The organism is Bradyrhizobium stylosanthis (genome assembly GCF_001641335.1).
Classification (GTDB): Bacteria; Pseudomonadota; Alphaproteobacteria; order Rhizobiales; family Xanthobacteraceae; genus Bradyrhizobium; species Bradyrhizobium stylosanthis.
In genome coordinates, this window is sequence record NZ_LVEM01000003.1 from 613,406 (window position 1) to 631,045 (window position 17,640).

17 protein-coding genes are annotated in these 17,640 nt (G+C 64.9%); 3 read left to right on the forward strand and 14 right to left on the reverse strand.

Translation table 11 applies throughout. The annotated features are described in order from the left end of the window. Positions 1–120 precede the first annotated feature (120 nt). Positions 121–1,113 carry a Bug family tripartite tricarboxylate transporter substrate binding protein gene (locus A7X65_RS22640; RefSeq protein WP_063688966.1) on the reverse strand — a complete coding sequence of 331 codons (993 nt, stop codon included), beginning with the start codon at positions 1,111–1,113 and terminating at the stop codon, positions 121–123. Between the two features lie 101 nt (positions 1,114–1,214). Then, on the reverse strand, positions 1,215–3,545 hold the full coding sequence (locus A7X65_RS22645) for a mechanosensitive ion channel domain-containing protein (RefSeq protein WP_063688969.1): 2,331 nt from the start codon (positions 3,543–3,545) through the stop codon (positions 1,215–1,217). A gap of 670 nt (positions 3,546–4,215) precedes the next feature. Here A7X65_RS22645 and A7X65_RS22650 point away from each other — a divergent pair. Both A7X65_RS22650 and A7X65_RS22655 read left to right on the forward strand, forming a co-directional pair. Further along, on the forward strand, positions 4,216–5,184 hold the full coding sequence (locus tag A7X65_RS22650) for an ABC transporter substrate-binding protein (RefSeq protein WP_063688972.1): 969 nt from the start codon (positions 4,216–4,218) through the stop codon (positions 5,182–5,184). A gap of 96 nt (positions 5,185–5,280) precedes the next feature. Then, positions 5,281–6,171: an MBL fold metallo-hydrolase gene (locus A7X65_RS22655; RefSeq protein WP_063688975.1), complete on the forward strand. Its 891-nt coding sequence runs from the start codon at positions 5,281–5,283 to the stop codon at positions 6,169–6,171. A gap of 312 nt (positions 6,172–6,483) precedes the next feature. Here the strand turns inward: A7X65_RS22655 and A7X65_RS22660 are convergent, their stop codons facing one another. From A7X65_RS22660 to A7X65_RS22700, 9 genes are all read right to left on the reverse strand, one after another. Then, the gene (locus tag A7X65_RS22660; protein ID WP_063688977.1) at positions 6,484–6,753 is read right to left on the reverse strand and encodes a DUF3551 domain-containing protein; all 270 of its coding nucleotides are present in this window, start codon (positions 6,751–6,753) and stop codon (positions 6,484–6,486) included. Positions 6,754–6,757: 4 nt separating this feature from the next. Beyond that, positions 6,758–7,693 (reverse strand): polyphosphate kinase 2 family protein, encoded by a 936-nt coding sequence (locus tag A7X65_RS22665; protein WP_063688980.1) that lies wholly within the window; start codon positions 7,691–7,693, stop codon positions 6,758–6,760. Next, positions 7,653–8,672, reverse strand: coding sequence for a branched-chain amino acid ABC transporter permease (locus A7X65_RS22670; protein WP_063688983.1), 1,020 nt, complete (start codon positions 8,670–8,672; stop codon positions 7,653–7,655). The genes A7X65_RS22665 and A7X65_RS22670 overlap by 41 nt, the downstream gene beginning before the upstream one ends. Next, on the reverse strand, positions 8,669–9,550 hold the full coding sequence (locus tag A7X65_RS22675) for a branched-chain amino acid ABC transporter permease (RefSeq protein WP_063690716.1): 882 nt from the start codon (positions 9,548–9,550) through the stop codon (positions 8,669–8,671). Before A7X65_RS22675 ends, A7X65_RS22670 begins: the two co-directional genes overlap by 4 nt. 5 nt (positions 9,551–9,555) lie before the next feature. Further along, entirely contained in the window at positions 9,556–10,260 is a 705-nt protein-coding gene (locus tag A7X65_RS22680) for an ABC transporter ATP-binding protein (RefSeq protein ID WP_063688985.1), read from the reverse strand. After that, on the reverse strand, positions 10,260–11,030 hold the full coding sequence (locus A7X65_RS22685; protein WP_063688988.1) for an ABC transporter ATP-binding protein: 771 nt from the start codon (positions 11,028–11,030) through the stop codon (positions 10,260–10,262). Before A7X65_RS22685 ends, A7X65_RS22680 begins: the two co-directional genes overlap by 1 nt. 11 nt (positions 11,031–11,041) lie before the next feature. Further along, positions 11,042–12,352 carry an ABC transporter substrate-binding protein gene (locus A7X65_RS22690; protein WP_063688992.1) on the reverse strand — a complete coding sequence of 437 codons (1,311 nt, stop codon included), beginning with the start codon at positions 12,350–12,352 and terminating at the stop codon, positions 11,042–11,044. 95 nt (positions 12,353–12,447) lie between these two features. Beyond that, positions 12,448–13,152: a hypothetical protein gene (locus A7X65_RS22695; protein WP_063688994.1), complete on the reverse strand. Its 705-nt coding sequence runs from the start codon at positions 13,150–13,152 to the stop codon at positions 12,448–12,450. Between the two features lie 29 nt (positions 13,153–13,181). Further along, on the reverse strand, positions 13,182–14,207 hold the full coding sequence (locus tag A7X65_RS22700) for an ABC transporter substrate-binding protein (RefSeq protein ID WP_063688997.1): 1,026 nt from the start codon (positions 14,205–14,207) through the stop codon (positions 13,182–13,184). 138 nt (positions 14,208–14,345) lie between these two features. On the opposite strand from A7X65_RS22700, the gene A7X65_RS22705 reads away from it, so the two are divergent. Next, positions 14,346–14,795 carry a cupin domain-containing protein gene (locus A7X65_RS22705; RefSeq protein ID WP_063689000.1) on the forward strand — a complete coding sequence of 150 codons (450 nt, stop codon included), beginning with the start codon at positions 14,346–14,348 and terminating at the stop codon, positions 14,793–14,795. Positions 14,796–14,835: 40 nt separating this feature from the next. On the opposite strand, the gene A7X65_RS22710 is transcribed toward A7X65_RS22705, so the two are convergent. The 3 genes from A7X65_RS22710 to A7X65_RS22720 are packed head-to-tail and all read right to left on the reverse strand — an operon-like array spanning position 14,836 to position 17,637. After that, positions 14,836–15,609 (reverse strand): anti-sigma factor family protein, encoded by a 774-nt coding sequence (locus A7X65_RS22710; RefSeq protein ID WP_063689002.1) that lies wholly within the window; start codon positions 15,607–15,609, stop codon positions 14,836–14,838. Beyond that, positions 15,606–16,124 (reverse strand): sigma-70 family RNA polymerase sigma factor, encoded by a 519-nt coding sequence (locus A7X65_RS22715; RefSeq protein ID WP_063689004.1) that lies wholly within the window; start codon positions 16,122–16,124, stop codon positions 15,606–15,608. Before A7X65_RS22715 ends, A7X65_RS22710 begins: the two co-directional genes overlap by 4 nt. A 40-nt stretch (positions 16,125–16,164) precedes the next feature. Continuing rightward, complete coding sequence (locus tag A7X65_RS22720) at positions 16,165–17,637, reverse strand: YncE family protein (protein WP_063689007.1); 1,473 nt, start codon at positions 17,635–17,637, stop codon at positions 16,165–16,167. Between the last annotated feature and the right edge of the window lie 3 nt (positions 17,638–17,640).

Genomic DNA, 17,640 nt, shown 5'->3' on the forward strand with positions numbered 1-17,640 from the left:
GTGAGGAGGCGCGTCAGCGCCGTCTCGAACCATGCAGGCCCCGCTCTCGCCTGTAGCCATCCTTCGAGACGCCCGCTTCGCGGGCTCCTCAGGATGAGGGCGTGTTGCGCGGCGACAGCGCTATTCCGGCTTGATATCGGCGGCCTTCACGATCGGCCACCATTTCTCCGTCTCGGCCTTCTGGAAGGCCGCGAGCGCCGCGGGCGTTTGCTGGGCAACGGGCGGTATCTCCTGACCAAGCTCGGCAAAGCGCTGCTTGACGGCGGGATCGGCGAGCACGGTGACGATGGCGGCATTGAGCTTTGCGACGATGTCCTTCGGCGTGTTCTTCGGGGCCCAGATGCCGTGCCAGTAGGAGATATAGAGCCCGGGCAGCCCCGCCTCGTCCACGGTCGGAATGTCGGGCGCGGAGGCGAGCCGTGTCGGCGATGTCACCGCAAACGCCTTGATCGCACCGTTCTTGTATTGCGGCAGCGAGTTCGAGGCCTGGTCAAACATGATGTCGATCTGTCCGGCCACGAGATCGATCATGGCAGGCCCGGCGCCGCGATAGGGCACGAACTGGAAGTCGGTGCCGGTCTTCTCCTTGAAGAAGACGCCGGCGACATGCGCCCCGGTGCCCGCGCCCGCCGTGCCAGCGGTGGCCTTGCCGGGGTTGGCCTTCAGCCACGCGATCATGTCTTTCAGGCTGTTGGCCTCGAGCGACTTGCGGCCGACGATGAGCTGCGTGCCCATCGCGATGGTCGCGATCGGCTCGAAATCGGCGAGCACGTCGTAGGGCAGCTTGAAGATCGCGCCGTTGAGCACATGCGTGCCCCAATGGCCGATGGTGATGGTGGTGCCATCGGGCGTTGCGCGCGCGACCCGGGCGCCGGCGATGCTGCCGGAGGCGCCTGCCACGTTCTCGACCACGACCGTGGTGTGGAGCTCGGCCGCGATCCGCTCGGACAGGATCCGCGCCAGCGTGTCGGTGGGGCCCCCCGCCGCGAACGGCACCACCAGGGTGACGGACCGTGAGGACTGGGCGCTCGCTGGCGCCGCCCCCACAGCACATCCCATCAACGCGCAGATGACGATCACATGACCGCGTAGTCCGGCCCACAGCCCCCGCATCAGTCTCTCCCACCCTTTTTGCCGCCCGCATGTTGTCCGCGGGCTGGGCCGGAGTGAACGCTGCCGGGGGATTGGAGGCAAGCGGTAAGTTGACCGGGTCTCTATCCGGCTGCGCGCCGCGGCGTCAGGTTCGCGGCATGATCTGCCGGCGGCACGACGTGCATGAGAATGGTCTGGGTTGCGGAGGCGACCTCGATCCCATGCTGCTGGAAGCGCTGCTTCATGCGGCGGTTGAATTCGCGCTGCACCGGCCAGCGCCCGGCTTCGGTGCATCGGATCTGGCCGACGATCGACACCATCGCGCCATCGACCTTGTCGACGCCCCAGAGCTCGAGATCGCCGCGGATCAGCGCGCGGAAGTCCGCTTCGCGCCGCATCTCGTCGACGATGTCCTTGAGGATCTGGCCGGCGCGGTCGGTGTCCTCCTTGTAGGCGACGTTGACGCTGACCGAGGCGTTGCCGGCACCACGGCTGGCATTGGTGATGGTCGTGACCGCGCTGAACGGCACGATGTGGACGGCCCCATCGCCCGCGCGAAGCCGGATCGTGCGGATCGAGACGTTCTCGACGACGCCGGTCAACCCGGAGACGCTGACATTGTCGCCGACCTGCACCGTGTTCTCCAGCAGCAGGAACAGGCCGGTGATGAGATCCTGCACCAGCTTTTGCGAACCGAAGCCGATGGCGATGCCGACGATGCCGGCGCCTGCGAGCAGCGGCGCGACGTTCACACCGATCTCGCTGAGCGCCGTGAGGCCAACAACGGTGGCAATCAGGCAGAGCAGCGCGGTGCGCAGCATCGGCTGGAAGGTGCGTAAGCGCGCGGCGCGCGCATAATGCCCGTCCCGCGACAGCGTGTTGATCTGGCGGTCCAGCAGCGCGTTGCTGATTTCCCAGATGGCGGCGGCGACGAACACGGCGATGCCGATCGTCACCACGGCCGAGATCAACCGGCTGCCGATCTGGCCGCCGTAGAACCAGACGATGGCATCCACACCCCAGACCTCAAGCACGGCCACGAAGCCGATGAAGGCGATCACGCCGGACACGATCTTGCGCAGCAGCGGCAGATAGCGGTTGGCGCGGACCTCCAGCCCCGGAAAGCGCTGCAGGATCTCCGGCCTGATGCGGAAGCCGCGGTCGATCAGGCCCAGCGTCAGCATGATGGCGACGCGCGTGATCAGCGCCACCACGACGGTGCCGACGAAATATTGCAGCAGCAGGGAATAGCCGTTGCGGATGTTCAGCGCCCACACCGCCCATAGCGCCAAATCGAGCACGATGGCGAGATAGTGCCAGCCGCCGGCGATGCGGTTGCGCAGGCCGGCCGCGACGCCCTGCCGATCGGCCGGCGCACGGATGGCCTCGGCGACCTGACGTCGGCATTGCAGGATGATGACGACGACGAAGAGATGCACCACCAGCATCACCATGCGCAGCAGCGCGGCATAGCCGCCGCGATGCAGGCCGAGCAGCAGCGCCACATTGGCGAATGCGATGCCGGTGACGCCCACGCCGACGATGCGGCGCGCCCAGATCTCGATATAGGCCGCGGTCTCGGCCCGCACCGGAAACAGGCCGAACGGCCCGGCCAGCGCACGGACCAGGCAGATCAGCCCGCGCGAGAACGCATAGGCGTTGACGACGGCGAGGATCACGAGACGAACGGTCGTGGGTTCGCCGATCTCCGTTCCGAGCAGCGCGGTGGCGATGCCGACGAAGACGAACACGGGAAGCAGCTCGAGCACGAAACGCCCGAGCACGAAGGGCAGGCGCAGCATGACCTGCCAGATCCGAGCGAGGCTATTGCGGCGCTTTTGCAGGTCGGGTGCCGGCGTCACGTCGGCGACCGACGACGGCGGATCGGCGATCGGCAGCGCCTGCACCGGCAGGCGGGCGCTCTGTGGCACGCGTCCTTCCAGGAACGCGACAGGGCGCCGGATCAGGCGGAAGATCACCCATTCGGCAGCGAGCGCGCAGCCGAGCACCAGCGCGAGCTTCCAGGCGATCTCGATCAGGAGATTGTAGGCCGCCGGATCGTTCGCGGTGCGCATGATCCAGTAGTAGAAGGCCGGAAAGTGCGTGAGCGTTCGCGCCATGCTGGCGATCTCGCCCGAGATCTCGCCGATCTGTTCGGACACTGTGAGCAGGAGCTGCGCGCCGAGGCCGTCGGCCGAGAGCGGGATCGGCGATTTCGTCTCGGGCGCGGGTTGCTGCGGGCCGGAGGCATTCGCGATCGCGCGCAGCGTGTCGATCATCTGCGCGCGTTTCTTGTCGTCCTGCAGGGTGTCCAGCGCGCGTCTGGCCTCGTCAGGCGACAGCGCGGCCGCATGATGGGCCGCCGGCGCGGCCGTCTCGGCGCGCGCCGTGGAGAACGAGAAGATGGCGAGGAAGAGCGCGGCGAAGAGCGCCGGAGCAAGCTTGTGCGACACGCGGAGTTCCCAAAAATGAATGCGCCGGCGGCGACGGGAGCGTCACCGCCGAAGCACGTACGTCATGTCGGATTGCCGTTATTCGCCCCGGCGCTGTGTCGGAAGTTGGCCGATCAGGCGACATTCTCTTGGCATTTGCCGCAATGCAGGACGCATGCACGGGCGATCATGCCGAGATGGAACACGATGCTCACGCCAAAACCTCTCCCGTCATTCCGGCTTTGACGCCGGAATGACGGCGAGGAGGAGAAGAGAGAAGCATGAGGGCAACCGCACGCCGCGACCTCGGCAGGGCCGCGCAATGCGAAGCGCGTGAAAAATACAGCGCCGGGCAGGTAGGGGCCATGCCTCACTGATGCGGCCCTCTAGACCTTTGCCCGGCGTGCCGTTCGCGGTTTCTGCCGCTATGCGATAGTCCGAACGAGCTCCATCGCACTTAACGCGGCTGGATCTGCGGAGGTGGTGTCATAGACCTCCCCTTGCTCATGTGGTGGACGTTACGCGTCGCGTTGAGCGACCACAGGGATGCTCCTCCCCTGCCACAAAACTGTCAAGCGGGATCAGTGGCGCAGTCACGAAATGTGAAGGCTGCGGGCGGGACGCTTTGACAGGGAACCGACGCAAACATAACGTGCCAATTCATTCATTGATTGTTTTTTCTGGTCTCCACATGAACCGGCGCGAATTCATCGCCCTTGCGTTGTTCTCGACCACGGCTGTCCCGCTTCGCGCACAGACCCAGGCACGATCGTTTCGCATCGCCCTGCTGACGCTGGATTCCGGCGACCCGGATCGGATCAAGGGACCGTTGCGCGATCTCGGCTATGTCGAGGGCAAGAATCTCACCTTCGTTCATCGCACCGCAGAGGACGATGCGAGCCGGCTTGCCGCCATCGCGGAAGAGCTCGTGCGCGACAAGCCGGACGTGTTGGTCGCCGGATGGGGCACGCTTGCGCCCAAGGCCCTGAAGGACGCCACCAGGGACATTCCCATCGTGTTCACGACGGTCGGCGACCCCATCGGCGCAGGCCTCGTGCAAAGCCTCGCGCATCCCGGCGGCAATTTGACGGGCCTCAGCGGCCAGTCCACCGAGTTCAAAAGCAAGCAGCTCGAATTGTTGCTCGGCTGCATCCCCGGGCAGCGCGTCGTCGGCGTGCTGCTCAACCCGGATACGCCCTATGGCGCGCTCTCGCTTGCGCAGCTCCAGGCGGCGGCCGAGCGGCGCGGCGTCCGGCTCGAACTGCTGCAAGTCAGCCGGCCCGACCAGTTCACGCCGGAAGGGATGGACCTGCTCGTGGTCAGGGGCGCGACCAGCCTGATGATCGTCGAGGATCCGCTCGTGGCCAGCATCCGCGAGGCGGTCGTCGCAGAGGCGCGGCGATTGCGTCTTCCCACCATGACCGGTATCGCCGACTACGCCCGGGCGGGCGGCCTGATGGCCTATGGCTTCAGCCAGCCCGCCAATTACCGCCGCGCTGCGGAGCTGATCGACAAGATCCTGAAAGGCGCACGCCCGGGCGACCTCCCGGTCGAGCAGCCGACCCGGTTCGAGCTCATCGTCAACCTCAAGACCGCGAAGGCCATCGGTATCGAATTGCCGTCCTTGATCATGGCGGCGGCCGATGAAGTTATCGAGTAACACGACCGCCGGCGGAATATTGGCCGTCCGCCGGCGTTTCTGGTGTCGAGGGCGTCCGCCTTCCGTACAATCCGATCATTCGCCGGAAAGCAACAAATGAAAAAATCAATTTGCCTCGCTACGCTTGCCGTACTCATCGCCGGGCTCGGGTCCGCCGCCGCGCAGAATCCGCCGCAGACCTCGACCAGGAAGGTGGACGGCACCGACAACGTCTACATCTTCCGCTATGGCGGCCATCAATCGATGTTCGTGGTGACGCCGCAGGGCGTGATCGCGACCGACCCGATCTCCTATCTGCGGCCGGCCAAGCCCTATATCGACGCGATCAAGGCTGTCACCGACAAGCCGATCAAATACGTCGTCTACAGCCACCATCACTACGACCACATCGCCGGCGGCCAGCCCTTCAAGGATCTCGGCGCGACCTTCATCGCCCACCGGCGGACCAAGGAACGCCTGCTCGAGCTGAAGAAGCAGAAGTCGCTGATCGCGGATGTCGTGATGCCGGACCAGGTGGTGGACGACAAGAAGAACATCACGCTCGGCGGCACCACGCTGGAGCTGGACTATGTCGGCCGCAACCATTCCGACAATTCGCTGGTGATGCGGCTGCCGAAGGAGAAGATCGTCTTCGTCGTGGACTTCGCACCGATCGAGTCGGTGCAGTTCCGCAACATTCCGGACAACGCCTCGCCGCTCGAATACATCGCCTCGCTGAAGAAGCTCGCCTCGCTCGACTGGGAACGCATGATCCCCGGCCATCCCTATGCCGGCGGCCGCCTCGGCACCAAGAAGGACGTCGAGGACGACGTCGCCTACATGGAGGATCTCTCCGCCGAGGTGAAGAAGGCGGCGGACGCCGGCAAATGCTTCGACACCGCGATGAAGGAGGTGAAGCTGCCGAAATACGAGAAGTGGGCGAATTACGAAGCCAGCCTTCCCGCCAATATCGAACGCTTCTGCTACTGGTGGGGCCGCGGCTACTGATCTCTTGCGCTGAACTCGCTAGCCGAACTCGTAGGGTGGGCATAGCGACGAGACGCGCAAGGCGCGGCTCGTGGCGTGCCCACCATGCAAAACGTGATCGCGGAGAGATGGCGGGCACGGCGCAAGAGCGCCTTTGCCCACCCTACGAGATCAGAGATCGCGGCGACGCGAGACAGGTACGCTCTGCATACGCTACCGGCCTGTCGCGACGATGACACCATAGCCCTGTTTTGCCCGACGCGTCACCCAGATTTCGCAAAATCCGCAATACCATGCGTCTACCCGGCAAGCCCTTGATATCGCTATTCCCGTCTACTGTGCATGGGGTTGTTTTCGAACTTTTGGCCGGGGACGTGCGGCCGCCTGCGCGAAATAGGGATTCATCAGGCAGGTCGCGGGCCGCCCCGATGCGGCGGCCTGGCACTCGGGGAAGGACCGGAAGATGCAATCCATCCGCTCGCCCTCCAGCTCGCCGAAGACCTGCAGGCAGACCGGCGACCGCGGATCGTAGGTCTGGGCGCGCGCCGGCGCGCTCGTCAGGAGCGCGGCAAGCGCGATCGCCGCAAGAACAGGCTTCAGCATCGCCTCACCTCTTCCCTTTCCCCTTGCCCTTCCCGTTGCCCTCGCGCTCGAGCGCCCTGCGCACGGCCTTGAACTCCTCGAGCGAAGCCTTGTCGGCGCGGGGAAAGCGCAGGTCGAGCTTTTCGAGTGCCGCGTTGATCACCGATCCGATCACGACGCGGGCGAACCATTTGTGGTCGGCGGGCACGACGTACCACGGCGCGTGCGAGGTGGACGTGTGCCGTACGATGTCCTGATAGACCGCCTGGTAGCGCGGCCACAGCGCGCGCTCCTTGATGTCGTCCATGGAGAACTTCCACTGCTTGGACGGATCCTCCAGCCGGTCGAGGAAGCGCTCGCGCTGCTCGTCCCTGGACACGTTGAGGAAGAATTTCAGCACCACGGTGCCGTTGCGGCAGAGGTAGCGCTCGAAGGCGGAGATGTCCTCGAACCGCTCCTTCCAGATGTTCTTGGTGACGAGCTTTTGCGGCAGCTTCTCCTTGGCGAGGATCTCCGGATGCACCCGCGTCACCAGGCATTCCTCGTAATGCGACCGGTTGAAGATGCCGATATGGCCGCGCTCGGGCAGCGCGATCGCGTGGCGCCAGAGGAAGTCGTGGTCGAGCTCCTTGCTGCTCGGCGCCTTGAAGGCCGTGACCTCGCAGCCCTGCGGATTGATGCCCTCGAAAATCGCCTTGATCGCGGAATCCTTGCCGCCGGCGTCCATGGCCTGGAACACGATCAGCAGCGACCAGCGGTCCTGGGCGTAGAGCTTCTCCTGGAACTCGATCAGCCGCTTCTTGTTGGCATCGAGAAGCGCCTGCGCCTTCTCCTTGTCGAGGTCGCCCTTCTCGTCGGTCTTGTGCTCCTTGAGGTGAAACTTGCCCGAGCCATCATAGCGGAATGGCGTGATGTAGCGGTCAAGTTCCTGGGCGAGCGATTTGGACGGCTTCTTGCTCATGAGCGCGGGGCACCTTGCGTTGCGGCTTCAGTCGGTCGAGCAAGCTACCAAGGATGCCCTTGGGAAGGAATATGATGAAAAGCACGAGCAGCACGCCGTAAACGAGGTTGTCCCAGCCGACCGCCTTGGTGCCGAAGCCAATCCGCAGGGTCTCCGCCAGCAGGATGGTGATCACGGCGCCCACGGTCGGCCCGAGCGAGACGAACAGGCCGCCGACGATCGCCGCGAACACCATCTGCAGCGACACCGCGATGCCGCTGACCGTATCGGGCGTGATGAACATCTGGTACTGGCAGTAGATCGCGCCCGCGAGCGCGGTCATCAGCGCGCTGAGCAGGGTGATCTTCAGCTTCTCGGCGGTGACGTCGACGCCGGCCGCAGCCGCAGCATCCTCGTCCTCCGAGATCGCCTCCAGCGCATAGCGCGCCATGCTGCGGTCGACCCAGTGCCAGACCACGATGCCGAATAGCCAGACCCCGAGCGCGATCAGGTACCAGGTGATCTTGTCGTCGAATTGCAGCGCCAGCAGCTTGTTGCCGGTCGCTCGGTTCGGCGTGTAGCCGAGCGAGCCGCCGGTATAGTCTCGCGTCGCGGTGATGACCTGGAGCACGATGCCCGACAGCGCCAGCGTCACCAGCACGAAATAATGCCCGGTGATGCGGAAGCGGAAGCAGGGATAGCCGACGATCATCGCCAGCGCACCGGCCGCGGCCATGCTGATGGGAATGCCGATCCAGGGCGACAGCCCCAGGTGATTCCACAGGAGCGCAGTCACATAGGCGCCGATCCCCATGAAGCCGCCATGTCCGAGCGAGACCAGGCCGAACCGCCCCATCATCGACCAGGACGTATAGGCGAACGACCAGATCAGGATCAGCACCAGGATGTGCAGATGATAGGGGTCGCGGTAGACGAAGGGCAGCGCGACCAGCGCCGCCAATCCTATGCCCCAGGCCGCAAGACGTCCCTGCCCATTCATCGGCGCCTCGCAAGCAGGCCCGCGGGCCGGATGAACATCATGACGATGAAGAAGGCGAAGGCCAGCACGTAGCCCCATTCGAGGTCGGAGAACAGGCCGCCGAGCGAGATGATCTCGGCGAAGACGAACGCCGCGATGAAGCCGCCGATGAAATTGCCGAGGCCGCCGAGCACGCAGATCAGGAAGGTGATCGGCCCGAACGAGAGGCCGACGAAGGGGTGCACGTCATATTGCAGCACCAAGAGGCACGCCGCGAGCCCGGCCAGCGCGCCGCCGAGGGCGGACGTGATGATATAGATCCGCTTGGTGTCGACGCCCATCAGCGCCATGATCTGCCGATCCTGCGAGATGGCGCGGATCGCGGTGCCGGTGAAGGTGCGCGTCATGAACAGGTACACCGCGACCATGCCGACCAGCGCGGCCAAAAACGACAACAGTCGTGCGTAGCTGAAATTCATGTCGCCGAAAGCGAGCACCGGCAGGCGGATACCGAGATTGCGGAAGTCGATGCCGAAGGCGACGGTGGCGAAGCTCTGCAGCACGAACAGCACGCCGCCGGTCGCGAGCAGCTGGTTGATCGGCGGCGCCGTGAGCAGCGGCGCGATCACGAGATAATGCAGGAGCGCGCCGAGGATCGCGACCAGCAGGATCGTGAGCGGCGCGGCGACGAAATAGCTGACGCCGTAATACTGCACCATGAAGTACATGGCGTACATGCCGATCATGACGAGCTCGGCGTAGCAGATCCAGGTCACGTCGATGACGCCGAAGATCAGGTTCAGCCCGAGCGCGAGCAGCGCCAGCACGCCGCCGAGCAGGATGCCGTTGATCACGGCCTCCAGCAGGTAGATGTCGAAAATGTCCAGGAACGCCTGCATGCCCATCACACCCCGAGATACGCTTCCTTGACCGTGTCGCTCGCCAGCATCTCGGCCGAGGTGCCGGAGGCGCGGATCGTGCCCGCCTCGATCAGATAGGCGCGGTCCACCACCTTCAGCACTTGCTGCACGTTCTGCTCGACGATCAGCACGGTCAGCCCGCTGGCGCGGATCCGCTTCACCAGCTCGAATACCTGCTGCACCACCACCGGCGCGAGACCTGCGGACGGCTCGTCCAGCAGCAGCAGCTTCGGATTGGACATCATCGCGCGGCCGATCGCGCACATCTGCTGCTCGCCGCCGGACATGGTGCCGGCCATCTGGTGACGGCGCTCCTTCAGCCGCGGGAACAGGTCGAACACGACGTCCAGCCGCTCGGCATAGTGCCCGCGCGCCTCCTTCATGAAGGCACCCATCTTGAGATTGTCGTCGACCGTGAGCTGCGGAAACAGCCGCCGGTTCTCCGGCACATGCGCAATGCCGAGGCTCACGATCTTGTGCGCCGGCGTCGCGACGACGTCCACGCCCTCCATCGTGATCGAGCCGCGCGTGGGCCGGATCAGGCCGGAGATGACGCGCATCAGGGTGGTCTTGCCCGCGCCGTTCGGCCCGATCACGCCGACGGCTTCGCCCGCCTTCACATCGAGATTGACGTCGAACAGCGCCTGGAAAGTGCCATAACCGGCGTTGACGCCGCGGAGTTCGAGCATCACTGGCCTCCCGCGCGGCGGCGCGCTTCGGCGGCCGCGGCCTGCGTGGTCTCGGCGTCGGTGCCGAGATAGACCTCGATGACGCGCGGATCGCCGGCAACCGCGCTCGGCAGGCCTTCCGAGATCTTCTCGCCGTGATCGAGCACCATGACGCGATCGACGACGCGCATCAGGACACCCATGATGTGCTCGACCCAGATGATGGTGATGCCGAGTTCGTCGCGGATGTTGCGCAGCATGTCGGCGGCCTGGTCCATCTCGGCCTCGTCGAGGCCGCCGAGGCTTTCATCGGCGAGCAGCAGCTTTGGCGCGGTGGCGAGGGCCTTGGCGAGCTCGAGCTTCTTCAGGCCCGCCGCGCCCAGGCCATCGACGCTGGCGTGGCGATCGGTCGGCAGGCCGACCATCGCCAGTGCGCGCTCGGCCGCCTCCTCCGCCTTGACGCGGCTGTGGCGGCCCTGGCCGTAGAAGCCGGCGAGCGCGACGTTCTCGAAAATGGTCAGGCGGCGGAACGGCCGCGGGATCTGGAAGGTCCGGCCGATGCCGCTGTTGATGATCCGGTGCGGCGCAAGGCCCGCGATCTCATGCCCCCCGAACAGGATCGAGCCGGATGTCGGCGCCAGCGTGCCCGAGAGCATGTTGAAGATCGTGCTCTTGCCCGAGCCGTTGGGGCCGATCAGGCCGAGGATCTCGCCCTGGTCGACCCGGAACGACACGTTGTTCACGGCGGTGAAGCCGCCGAACCGCTTCACCAGCCCGCTGACTTCCAGCACCGCCTGCTCCGCTACTGGTTGCTGTAGGTGGTGCCCTTGGGCAGCGGCAGCACGGCCTCGCGCTGCGCCTGACTCTTGGGCCACACCACATGGGACTTGTCTTCGAGATACTGGATCACGACCGGGAAGGAGCGCTCGTTCTGGCCCGCCATCGGCGTGCCCTCGCCGTAGAACTTGACGCCGAAGCCCAGCATGGTGCCGCCCTCGGGAATGTCGGTGTCGAGCGCCGCCTTGCGCAGCGCCTCCGGATCGACCCCGCCATACTTCTTGATCGCGCGCGGCAGCACGTCGCTCATGAACACATAGGTGTTGGATGCGCCGATGCCGACATGCGCCGAACGGATGGCAACGCCCGGCTTGATCTTGTCGAACTCCTCGCCGACCATCTTGATGACGGGCGGAAGCTTCGGATCCATGGTCTTCTGGTTGGAGAGCCAGATGGAGATCGGATCGGTGTTGAAGATGTAGGTCGCGTCCGCGCCCATGCCCTCCTTCAGCTTCTCATAGACGCCGTAGCCGGCGCCATGTCCCATCAGCGCGCCGAATTTCAGCCCCTGCTCGCGGGCCTGCCGCAGCAGGAGCGTGATGTCGGGGTTGTAGCCGGTGTGGAAGATGACGTCCGGCTTGGCACGCTTCAGCTTGGTCACCAGCGCGGAGAGATCCGGCGCGGTCGCCGAATAGCCTTCCTTGAGCACGACGTTGAAGCCGGCCTTCTTCGCGCCCGCCTCGTTGCCCTTGGAGACGTCGACGCCATAGGCGCCGTCCTCGTGGATGATGGCGACGCGCAGCTCGCTTGGCTCCTTGCCGAGCTTCGCCTTGGCGTTCTGCGCGATGAAGTCCATCGTCATCATGCCGAACTGGTCGCCGCTGGCCTGCGGGCGGAAGACGTATTTGTAGCCCTTCTCGTTGAACACGGCCGACGAGATGCAGGTCGTCATCCACATGAACTTCTTGAGCTGCTCGACGCGCGAGGCGACCGGCACGCATTGCGCGGAGGAGAAGAAGCCGAGCACCATGTCCACCTTCTCCTGCTCGAGCAGGCGGACGGATTCGTTGATGGCGATGTCGGGCTTGCTCTGCGCGTCGGCGTAGACCGCCTCGATCTTGTAGCCCTCGACGCCGGACTTGGCGAAATGGTCGAGGATGATCTTCGTGCCGACATAGTTCAGCTCGGAGCCGCCGCCCGCGAGTGGCCCGGTCAAATCGAAAACGACGCCGATCTTGATCTTCTTCTCTTGGGCCTCGGCCGAAGCCGCCAAGCCCGTCGCTGACATCGCGATCAACAGCCCATGTACCAAGCGGGCAGCCATGCGCAGGCGCATCTAAACCTCCCTGGACGATTGTGCATTGCAGTCTTCTTGCTTTTGCTTTTTCGCCCATCACATGGGCTGCGGGCGGCGATGTCAAGCCTTGCGCATCAGCGCGAGGCGAACTGCTGCTCGACGAAGGCCGTGACAAATCGCGGCATGGCCGGCGTGAGATCACTCAACCCGCGCACGATATGGATGGCCGACAGCTCCGGCTCGATCTCGCGTGCGAGATTGGCTTCGATCCGGGCACGGGCCACGTCGCCCGGCATATCCAGGTTGATGACCTGCAGCATTGCAAGCGTAGGGCCGGTGACGACGCAATGCCAGCCCGGCTCGATCCGGTAGTCGGCTTCCGTCAGCCCGGTCTCCTCGCCGAGTTCGCGGACGACGCTGCCGGCAATGTCGAGCGCGCCGTCGACGACGTCGTCGAGATCGGGCGTGCCAGAGGGGAAATAGATGCGGCCCTCGTTGGCGGTATGGGCCGCCATCTCGCCCATGATGAAGGCGCCGTCGGAGGTAAGCAGCGCGCCCATGCCAAAGCCGTTGAAGACAGCCTTGTCGGGAAAGCCCCAGTCGCGCCAGGCGAGAAAGCTCGCGAAATCGGTCTCGAAATAGGTTGCGGAGAGATGGCCGCCGGTGAACACCGCGTCGCGCCCGAGCAGGACGCGGCCGTTCCAGAGCTTCGGCCGCTCGCGCTGCTTCTCGGCGAAATGCGCCGTGATCTCGGCGCGCCGCTCCTCCGCGAACGGCCACACGACCGGCCGCACGGCAAGATCAAGCGTCGTGACGCGATGAATGAGCGGTGACGTCATGACGCCTGGTTACCACGCCTTCGCGTCAGCTATTTGGCGCTCCCCGTGGTCTTCTTGGCCTGGTCGACGTACTTGTTGGTGAAGGTCTTGCTGACGTCGATCTTGGCGTTGGCGACCTCGGGCGAACCGACGCTGAACACCGCGAGCACGGCGTCGGCGCCCTTCGGGTCCATCTTGCCGGTCTCGGAGAACATGGGAATCGTGTTCTTCAGCGCGGCGAGATAGAGGTCCTTGTTCTTGCCGACCACCTCTTCCGGCATCTTCGCCATGACCTCTTCAGGCGTATGCGAATGGATCCAGGCGAGCGTGGCCAGGATCGCATTGGTGAGCGCCTGCGTCTCCTTCTGGTGGCCGTTGACCCAGGCCACCGTCGAGTACAGCGCGCCGCCCGGATATTCGCCGCCGAAGGTCTCGAGCGTGTCCTTCTGCGTGCGAGTGTCGCTGAGGATGCGCAGATCCTTGTGGCTGCCCTGAAGCACGGTGACGGACGGATCGAGCATCACGGCCGCATCGATCTGCCCCTGCTCCATCGCGGCGACCGCGGTGGCGCCGAGGCCGACGCCGATCACGGCGGCGCTGGTGGGGTCGAGCCCGTTCTTCTTGAGCATGTACTTCAGGAAGAAGTCCGTGGACGAGCCGGGGGCGCTGACGCCGACCTTCTTGCCGGCGAGGTCCTTGACCGACTTGATGTCGTTGGTGCGCGAGGGCGCGACCACCAGCACGAGGCCGGGATAGCGGTCATAGACCACGAACGCCTGCAGCTCCTGCTTCTTGGCAGCGAGGTTGACGCAATGATCGAAATAGCCGGAGACGACGTCGGCGCTGCCGCCGAGCACGGCCTTGAGCGCGTCCGAGCCGCCCTTGAGGTCGACCAGCTCGACATTCAGACCGGCCTTCTCGTATTCGCCGAGCTGCTTGGCCAGCACCGTCGGCAGATAGCACAGGCAGGAGCCGCCCCCAACCGCGATGGTGACCTTGCTTTGCGCCGCGGCAAAACCCGTGGTGAGCGTCAGCGCGAGCAGCGCGCCGGCGAGCCTGGCAATCGTGTTCTTCATTGGTTTCCTCCGTTCGGCCGGCGGCACCATAGAGCAGCGGGACTGGCTTGAGAAGCGCTGCCTAAGTGGGCTGGCCATCAGCCTTTTGGCGCAATAGCATGCCCGGACAAGAACAATTCCAGATGGGGAGAATCAACCATGAACCGCCTTGTTGCCGGGCTTTCGATTGCCGCCGCCTTTGCCGCCGGATGCGGCGCCAACCAGCTGCTCCGGCCGGCGCTGGCCGCCGAGAACGTCACCGCGCAGATCATCCACACCGGCGAGATGGAGGGCGACGCGCTGGGCGCCGCCAACAAGGTCGGCTTCCGATCCAAGACGTTCATGACCGCGGACGGCGCCACCGTGTCGATCCAGGTCGGCAACGTGCCGAAGCACCTGCATCCCAACACCAACGAGATCCAGTACATCCTGGACGGGACCGGGACGATCTGGCTTGGCGACAAGGAAGTGACCGTGAAGCCGGGTGACCTCGTCATCATCCCGAAGGGCACGCCGCATGGCGGCACCAAGCCGATCAGCGGGCAGGTCAAGGCGATCGCGATCAAGACCCCGCCGCAGGCGCCGGACGACGTCAAGCTGCTGGATTGACCGTCCGGGCCCGCGCCGAGGCGCGGGCCCGCGTCTCGGGCTAGATGGGACCGGCCTGCTTCCGGATCTCGTTCGCGATCGGCTTGAGCGTGTCCGCGGGAAGCTGGCCGACCAGCGTGTAGCCCATGCCTCGATCCGCCCAGGCGAAGCCCGCGACATCGCCGGTCGATTGCGGCAGCATCGGTGTCGCCTGATCCGGGTTGCTCATCGGACGCGTCAGCACGACGAGGCGGTTGCCATGATCGTCGTCGTACATGAACATCGCGGCCGGACCATGCGACGTTGCAATGAGACGTCCTCCCATCAGCCGATAGCCTGACACGGCGAGATCAGGCACCTTGACCGGCTGCTTTAGCCGGTTGGACACCCATTGCGTCAGCTCGGCACTGTCGGACGCCCGTATCTCCACCGGCCGCACGCGATCCGGCGCATAGACGCCATAGGAGTAAGCCGCTTCCTGCGCCAACGCAGACAGTCCGCTCGAACGATCCGGCAACAGGCTGCGCATGGTCCAGCCGCCGAGGCCGCCGAGACCGAGGAGCAACAGCGCCGCGATCGCCGCCCACACTCTTGACGGGCGCCGCTTCCGGCTCTCGATGATGCGTGACAAGTTCAGCGCGGCCGGCAATGGTTCGTCGGTGATGGAGGCCAGCGCGTCACGCAACTGCTCGCGCTGGGCGGCGAAAGCCGCGACGCGCTCCGCGACATCCACGTGATCGGCCAGATAGGATGCGACCTCGGCACGGCGCTCGGGCTCCAGCGCCTGGTCCACATACGCGTGGAGATCATCTTCCGCGATCGGCCGCCGGCTCATTTCATGCTCCGCAATGCCACAACGTTCTCCGGTGCAACGCCGTCCATCTCCTGCAAAAGCCGTTCTCGCGCACGCGACAGGCGCGACATCACGGTTCCGACCGGGATGTTCAGTACGGCCGCGGCATCGGCATAGGAAAGATCCTCGACTGCAACGAGCAGCAACACGGCCCGCTGCTCCTCCGGCAGCTTCGCGAGCTTGTTCAGGACGTCCTGATAGATCACCCTGTGCTCCTGCGCGGCAGCGCTGACGAGTTCCTGCTCGCCTGCATCGTCGATCCGCATGTGCCTGCCCCGCGCCGTTGTCTGCCGGAATTGCGTGACCGCCAGATTGTGGAGGATGGTGAACAGCCAGGCTCGCACGCTGCCGTCGCGACGTTGATGCCAGCGGCTGACGGCACGCTCCAGGCAATCCTGGACCAGATCGTCAGCCGCCGAACGATCGCGCACGAGGGCGCGCGCATAGCGACGGAGCGCGGGGATCAGCGGTTCGACCTGAACCAGCATGTCCTTCATGGCGCGCTCCGCCTGCCCGCTATTGCTGCTCGACGTCGCGTCATCGCGTCTCGATCTGGACTGCCTCGCCCGGCCCGGCCGCGTCCCCGGATACGATCACCAGATAGCGCTTTCCGGCCGCAGCAGACTGGTCGACGACAATCTGCCGGATCGGCCCCGCCACGTTGACAATGGCCGATCCGGCCGGATTGGTCATGAAGGCTGCCAGCGGCTGCAGCGATCCGCCACCATCGCTGCGCTCCGCGAGCGCCAGCGTATATTTCTGCTTGGGCTGAAGTCCCGTCACCGAAGCCTGCAAGATCTGGATCAGGCCCTGATCGAACAGCGAGACGCTGGTCGGCGCCTTGGCGTCCGTTGACGCGTCCCTTGAACCAAGCGACAGATGAGCGACCTGGCCGGCCACACCCAGCGCCTGCAGATTCTGGCGGTCATCCGGGTTTGGCGCGGCGTTTGGAACATAGGCGATCGCCTGCGGTGCCTGGCCGATCGGGACATTCGCCACCACGCTGTTGGTCGCGGTATCGATCGCCGCGAGGGCATCGGCATTCTCGAGCCCGACATAGATCCGCGTGCCGTCGCCGGACGGCCAGACGCCGTGCGGCAGGTTGCCGACCGGGATCGTCGCGACCTGCGAGAAATCGTCGGTGCGGAACACCTTGACCTCGTTCAAGCCGCCGATCGTCACATAGGCAAAAGTCCCCTTGGCGGTATGCGCGAAGTTGACGTGATTTGTGATCGGACCGGTGTCGATCGTCTTGATCGGGTTGAATGGCGGCCTGGCGTTGAACACCTGTGTGCGGCCGGTATCCTTCAGCGTGAACCAGACCTGATTTCCATCCGGTGTCGCCGCGATGTTCGGGCAGAACGGGCTCTCCTGCTTCACCTTGGCAATGATCTTGTGCTCAGCGACGTCGACGACGTCGGTCTCGGGATTGAAGGACGAGCAGATGTAGCCGTATTTGCCGTCAGGCGAGAAGATCTGCATGCCCGGCCCGTTCGGGGTGATGATACGGGTCTTCTCCGTAAAACTCTTTGCATCGATCACCGAGATATAGTTCTCGCCGCGAACGGTGACCCAGACCTCCTTGCCGTCAGGCGTGAAGAACGCCTCGTGCGGCGACCGCCCGACATAGGTCGTATGCTTGACCGCGTTGGTCGCAGTGTCGATGAACGTCACCGAATTGGAGCCGATCGACACCACGGCGAGCGTCCTGTGATCGGGCGAGAACCCCATGCCATGCACGAGAACCTGCCCCTTGTAGAGCGGGCTGAAATTGCCGGGCTGCGGGTCGCCCAGCCGGATCACACCGAGCAGCTTGTTGTCGACGGGATCGGTGACCGAAACCGTGTTCGAGAACTGCTCCGCCGCGTAGACGCGGTCGTGATGGCTAACCTGAATATCGGGCGCGGACAATGCACCAGGCGCCTGCCCCGCCCATGCGGCGGAACCGGTGGCAAGCATCGTAGCCGCCAGAAAAATGCTCTTCATGATGTTGTTTCGCGGCGTCTTCATCTT

What these genes read in the sequence shown, in the direction of transcription:
- A7X65_RS22640 (WP_063688966.1), bottom strand. Translation starts at nt 1,113, where the DNA reads ATGCGGGGGCTGTGGGCCGGACTACGCGGTCATGTGATCGTCATCTGC.
- A7X65_RS22650 (WP_063688972.1), top strand. Translation starts at nt 4,216, where the DNA reads ATGAACCGGCGCGAATTCATCGCCCTTGCGTTGTTCTCGACCACGGCT.
- A7X65_RS22655 (WP_063688975.1), top strand. Translation starts at nt 5,281, where the DNA reads ATGAAAAAATCAATTTGCCTCGCTACGCTTGCCGTACTCATCGCCGGG.
- A7X65_RS22660 (WP_063688977.1), bottom strand. Translation starts at nt 6,753, where the DNA reads ATGCTGAAGCCTGTTCTTGCGGCGATCGCGCTTGCCGCGCTCCTGACG.
- A7X65_RS22665 (WP_063688980.1), bottom strand. Translation starts at nt 7,693, where the DNA reads ATGAGCAAGAAGCCGTCCAAATCGCTCGCCCAGGAACTTGACCGCTAC.
- A7X65_RS22670 (WP_063688983.1), bottom strand. Translation starts at nt 8,672, where the DNA reads ATGAATGGGCAGGGACGTCTTGCGGCCTGGGGCATAGGATTGGCGGCG.
- A7X65_RS22675 (WP_063690716.1), bottom strand. Translation starts at nt 9,550, where the DNA reads ATGCAGGCGTTCCTGGACATTTTCGACATCTACCTGCTGGAGGCCGTG.
- A7X65_RS22680 (WP_063688985.1), bottom strand. Translation starts at nt 10,260, where the DNA reads ATGCTCGAACTCCGCGGCGTCAACGCCGGTTATGGCACTTTCCAGGCG.
- A7X65_RS22690 (WP_063688992.1), bottom strand. Translation starts at nt 12,352, where the DNA reads ATGCGCCTGCGCATGGCTGCCCGCTTGGTACATGGGCTGTTGATCGCG.
- A7X65_RS22695 (WP_063688994.1), bottom strand. Translation starts at nt 13,152, where the DNA reads ATGACGTCACCGCTCATTCATCGCGTCACGACGCTTGATCTTGCCGTG.
- A7X65_RS22700 (WP_063688997.1), bottom strand. Translation starts at nt 14,207, where the DNA reads ATGAAGAACACGATTGCCAGGCTCGCCGGCGCGCTGCTCGCGCTGACG.
- A7X65_RS22705 (WP_063689000.1), top strand. Translation starts at nt 14,346, where the DNA reads ATGAACCGCCTTGTTGCCGGGCTTTCGATTGCCGCCGCCTTTGCCGCC.
- A7X65_RS22710 (WP_063689002.1), bottom strand. Translation starts at nt 15,609, where the DNA reads ATGAGCCGGCGGCCGATCGCGGAAGATGATCTCCACGCGTATGTGGAC.
- A7X65_RS22715 (WP_063689004.1), bottom strand. Translation starts at nt 16,124, where the DNA reads ATGAAGGACATGCTGGTTCAGGTCGAACCGCTGATCCCCGCGCTCCGT.
- A7X65_RS22720 (WP_063689007.1), bottom strand. Translation starts at nt 17,637, where the DNA reads ATGAAGACGCCGCGAAACAACATCATGAAGAGCATTTTTCTGGCGGCT.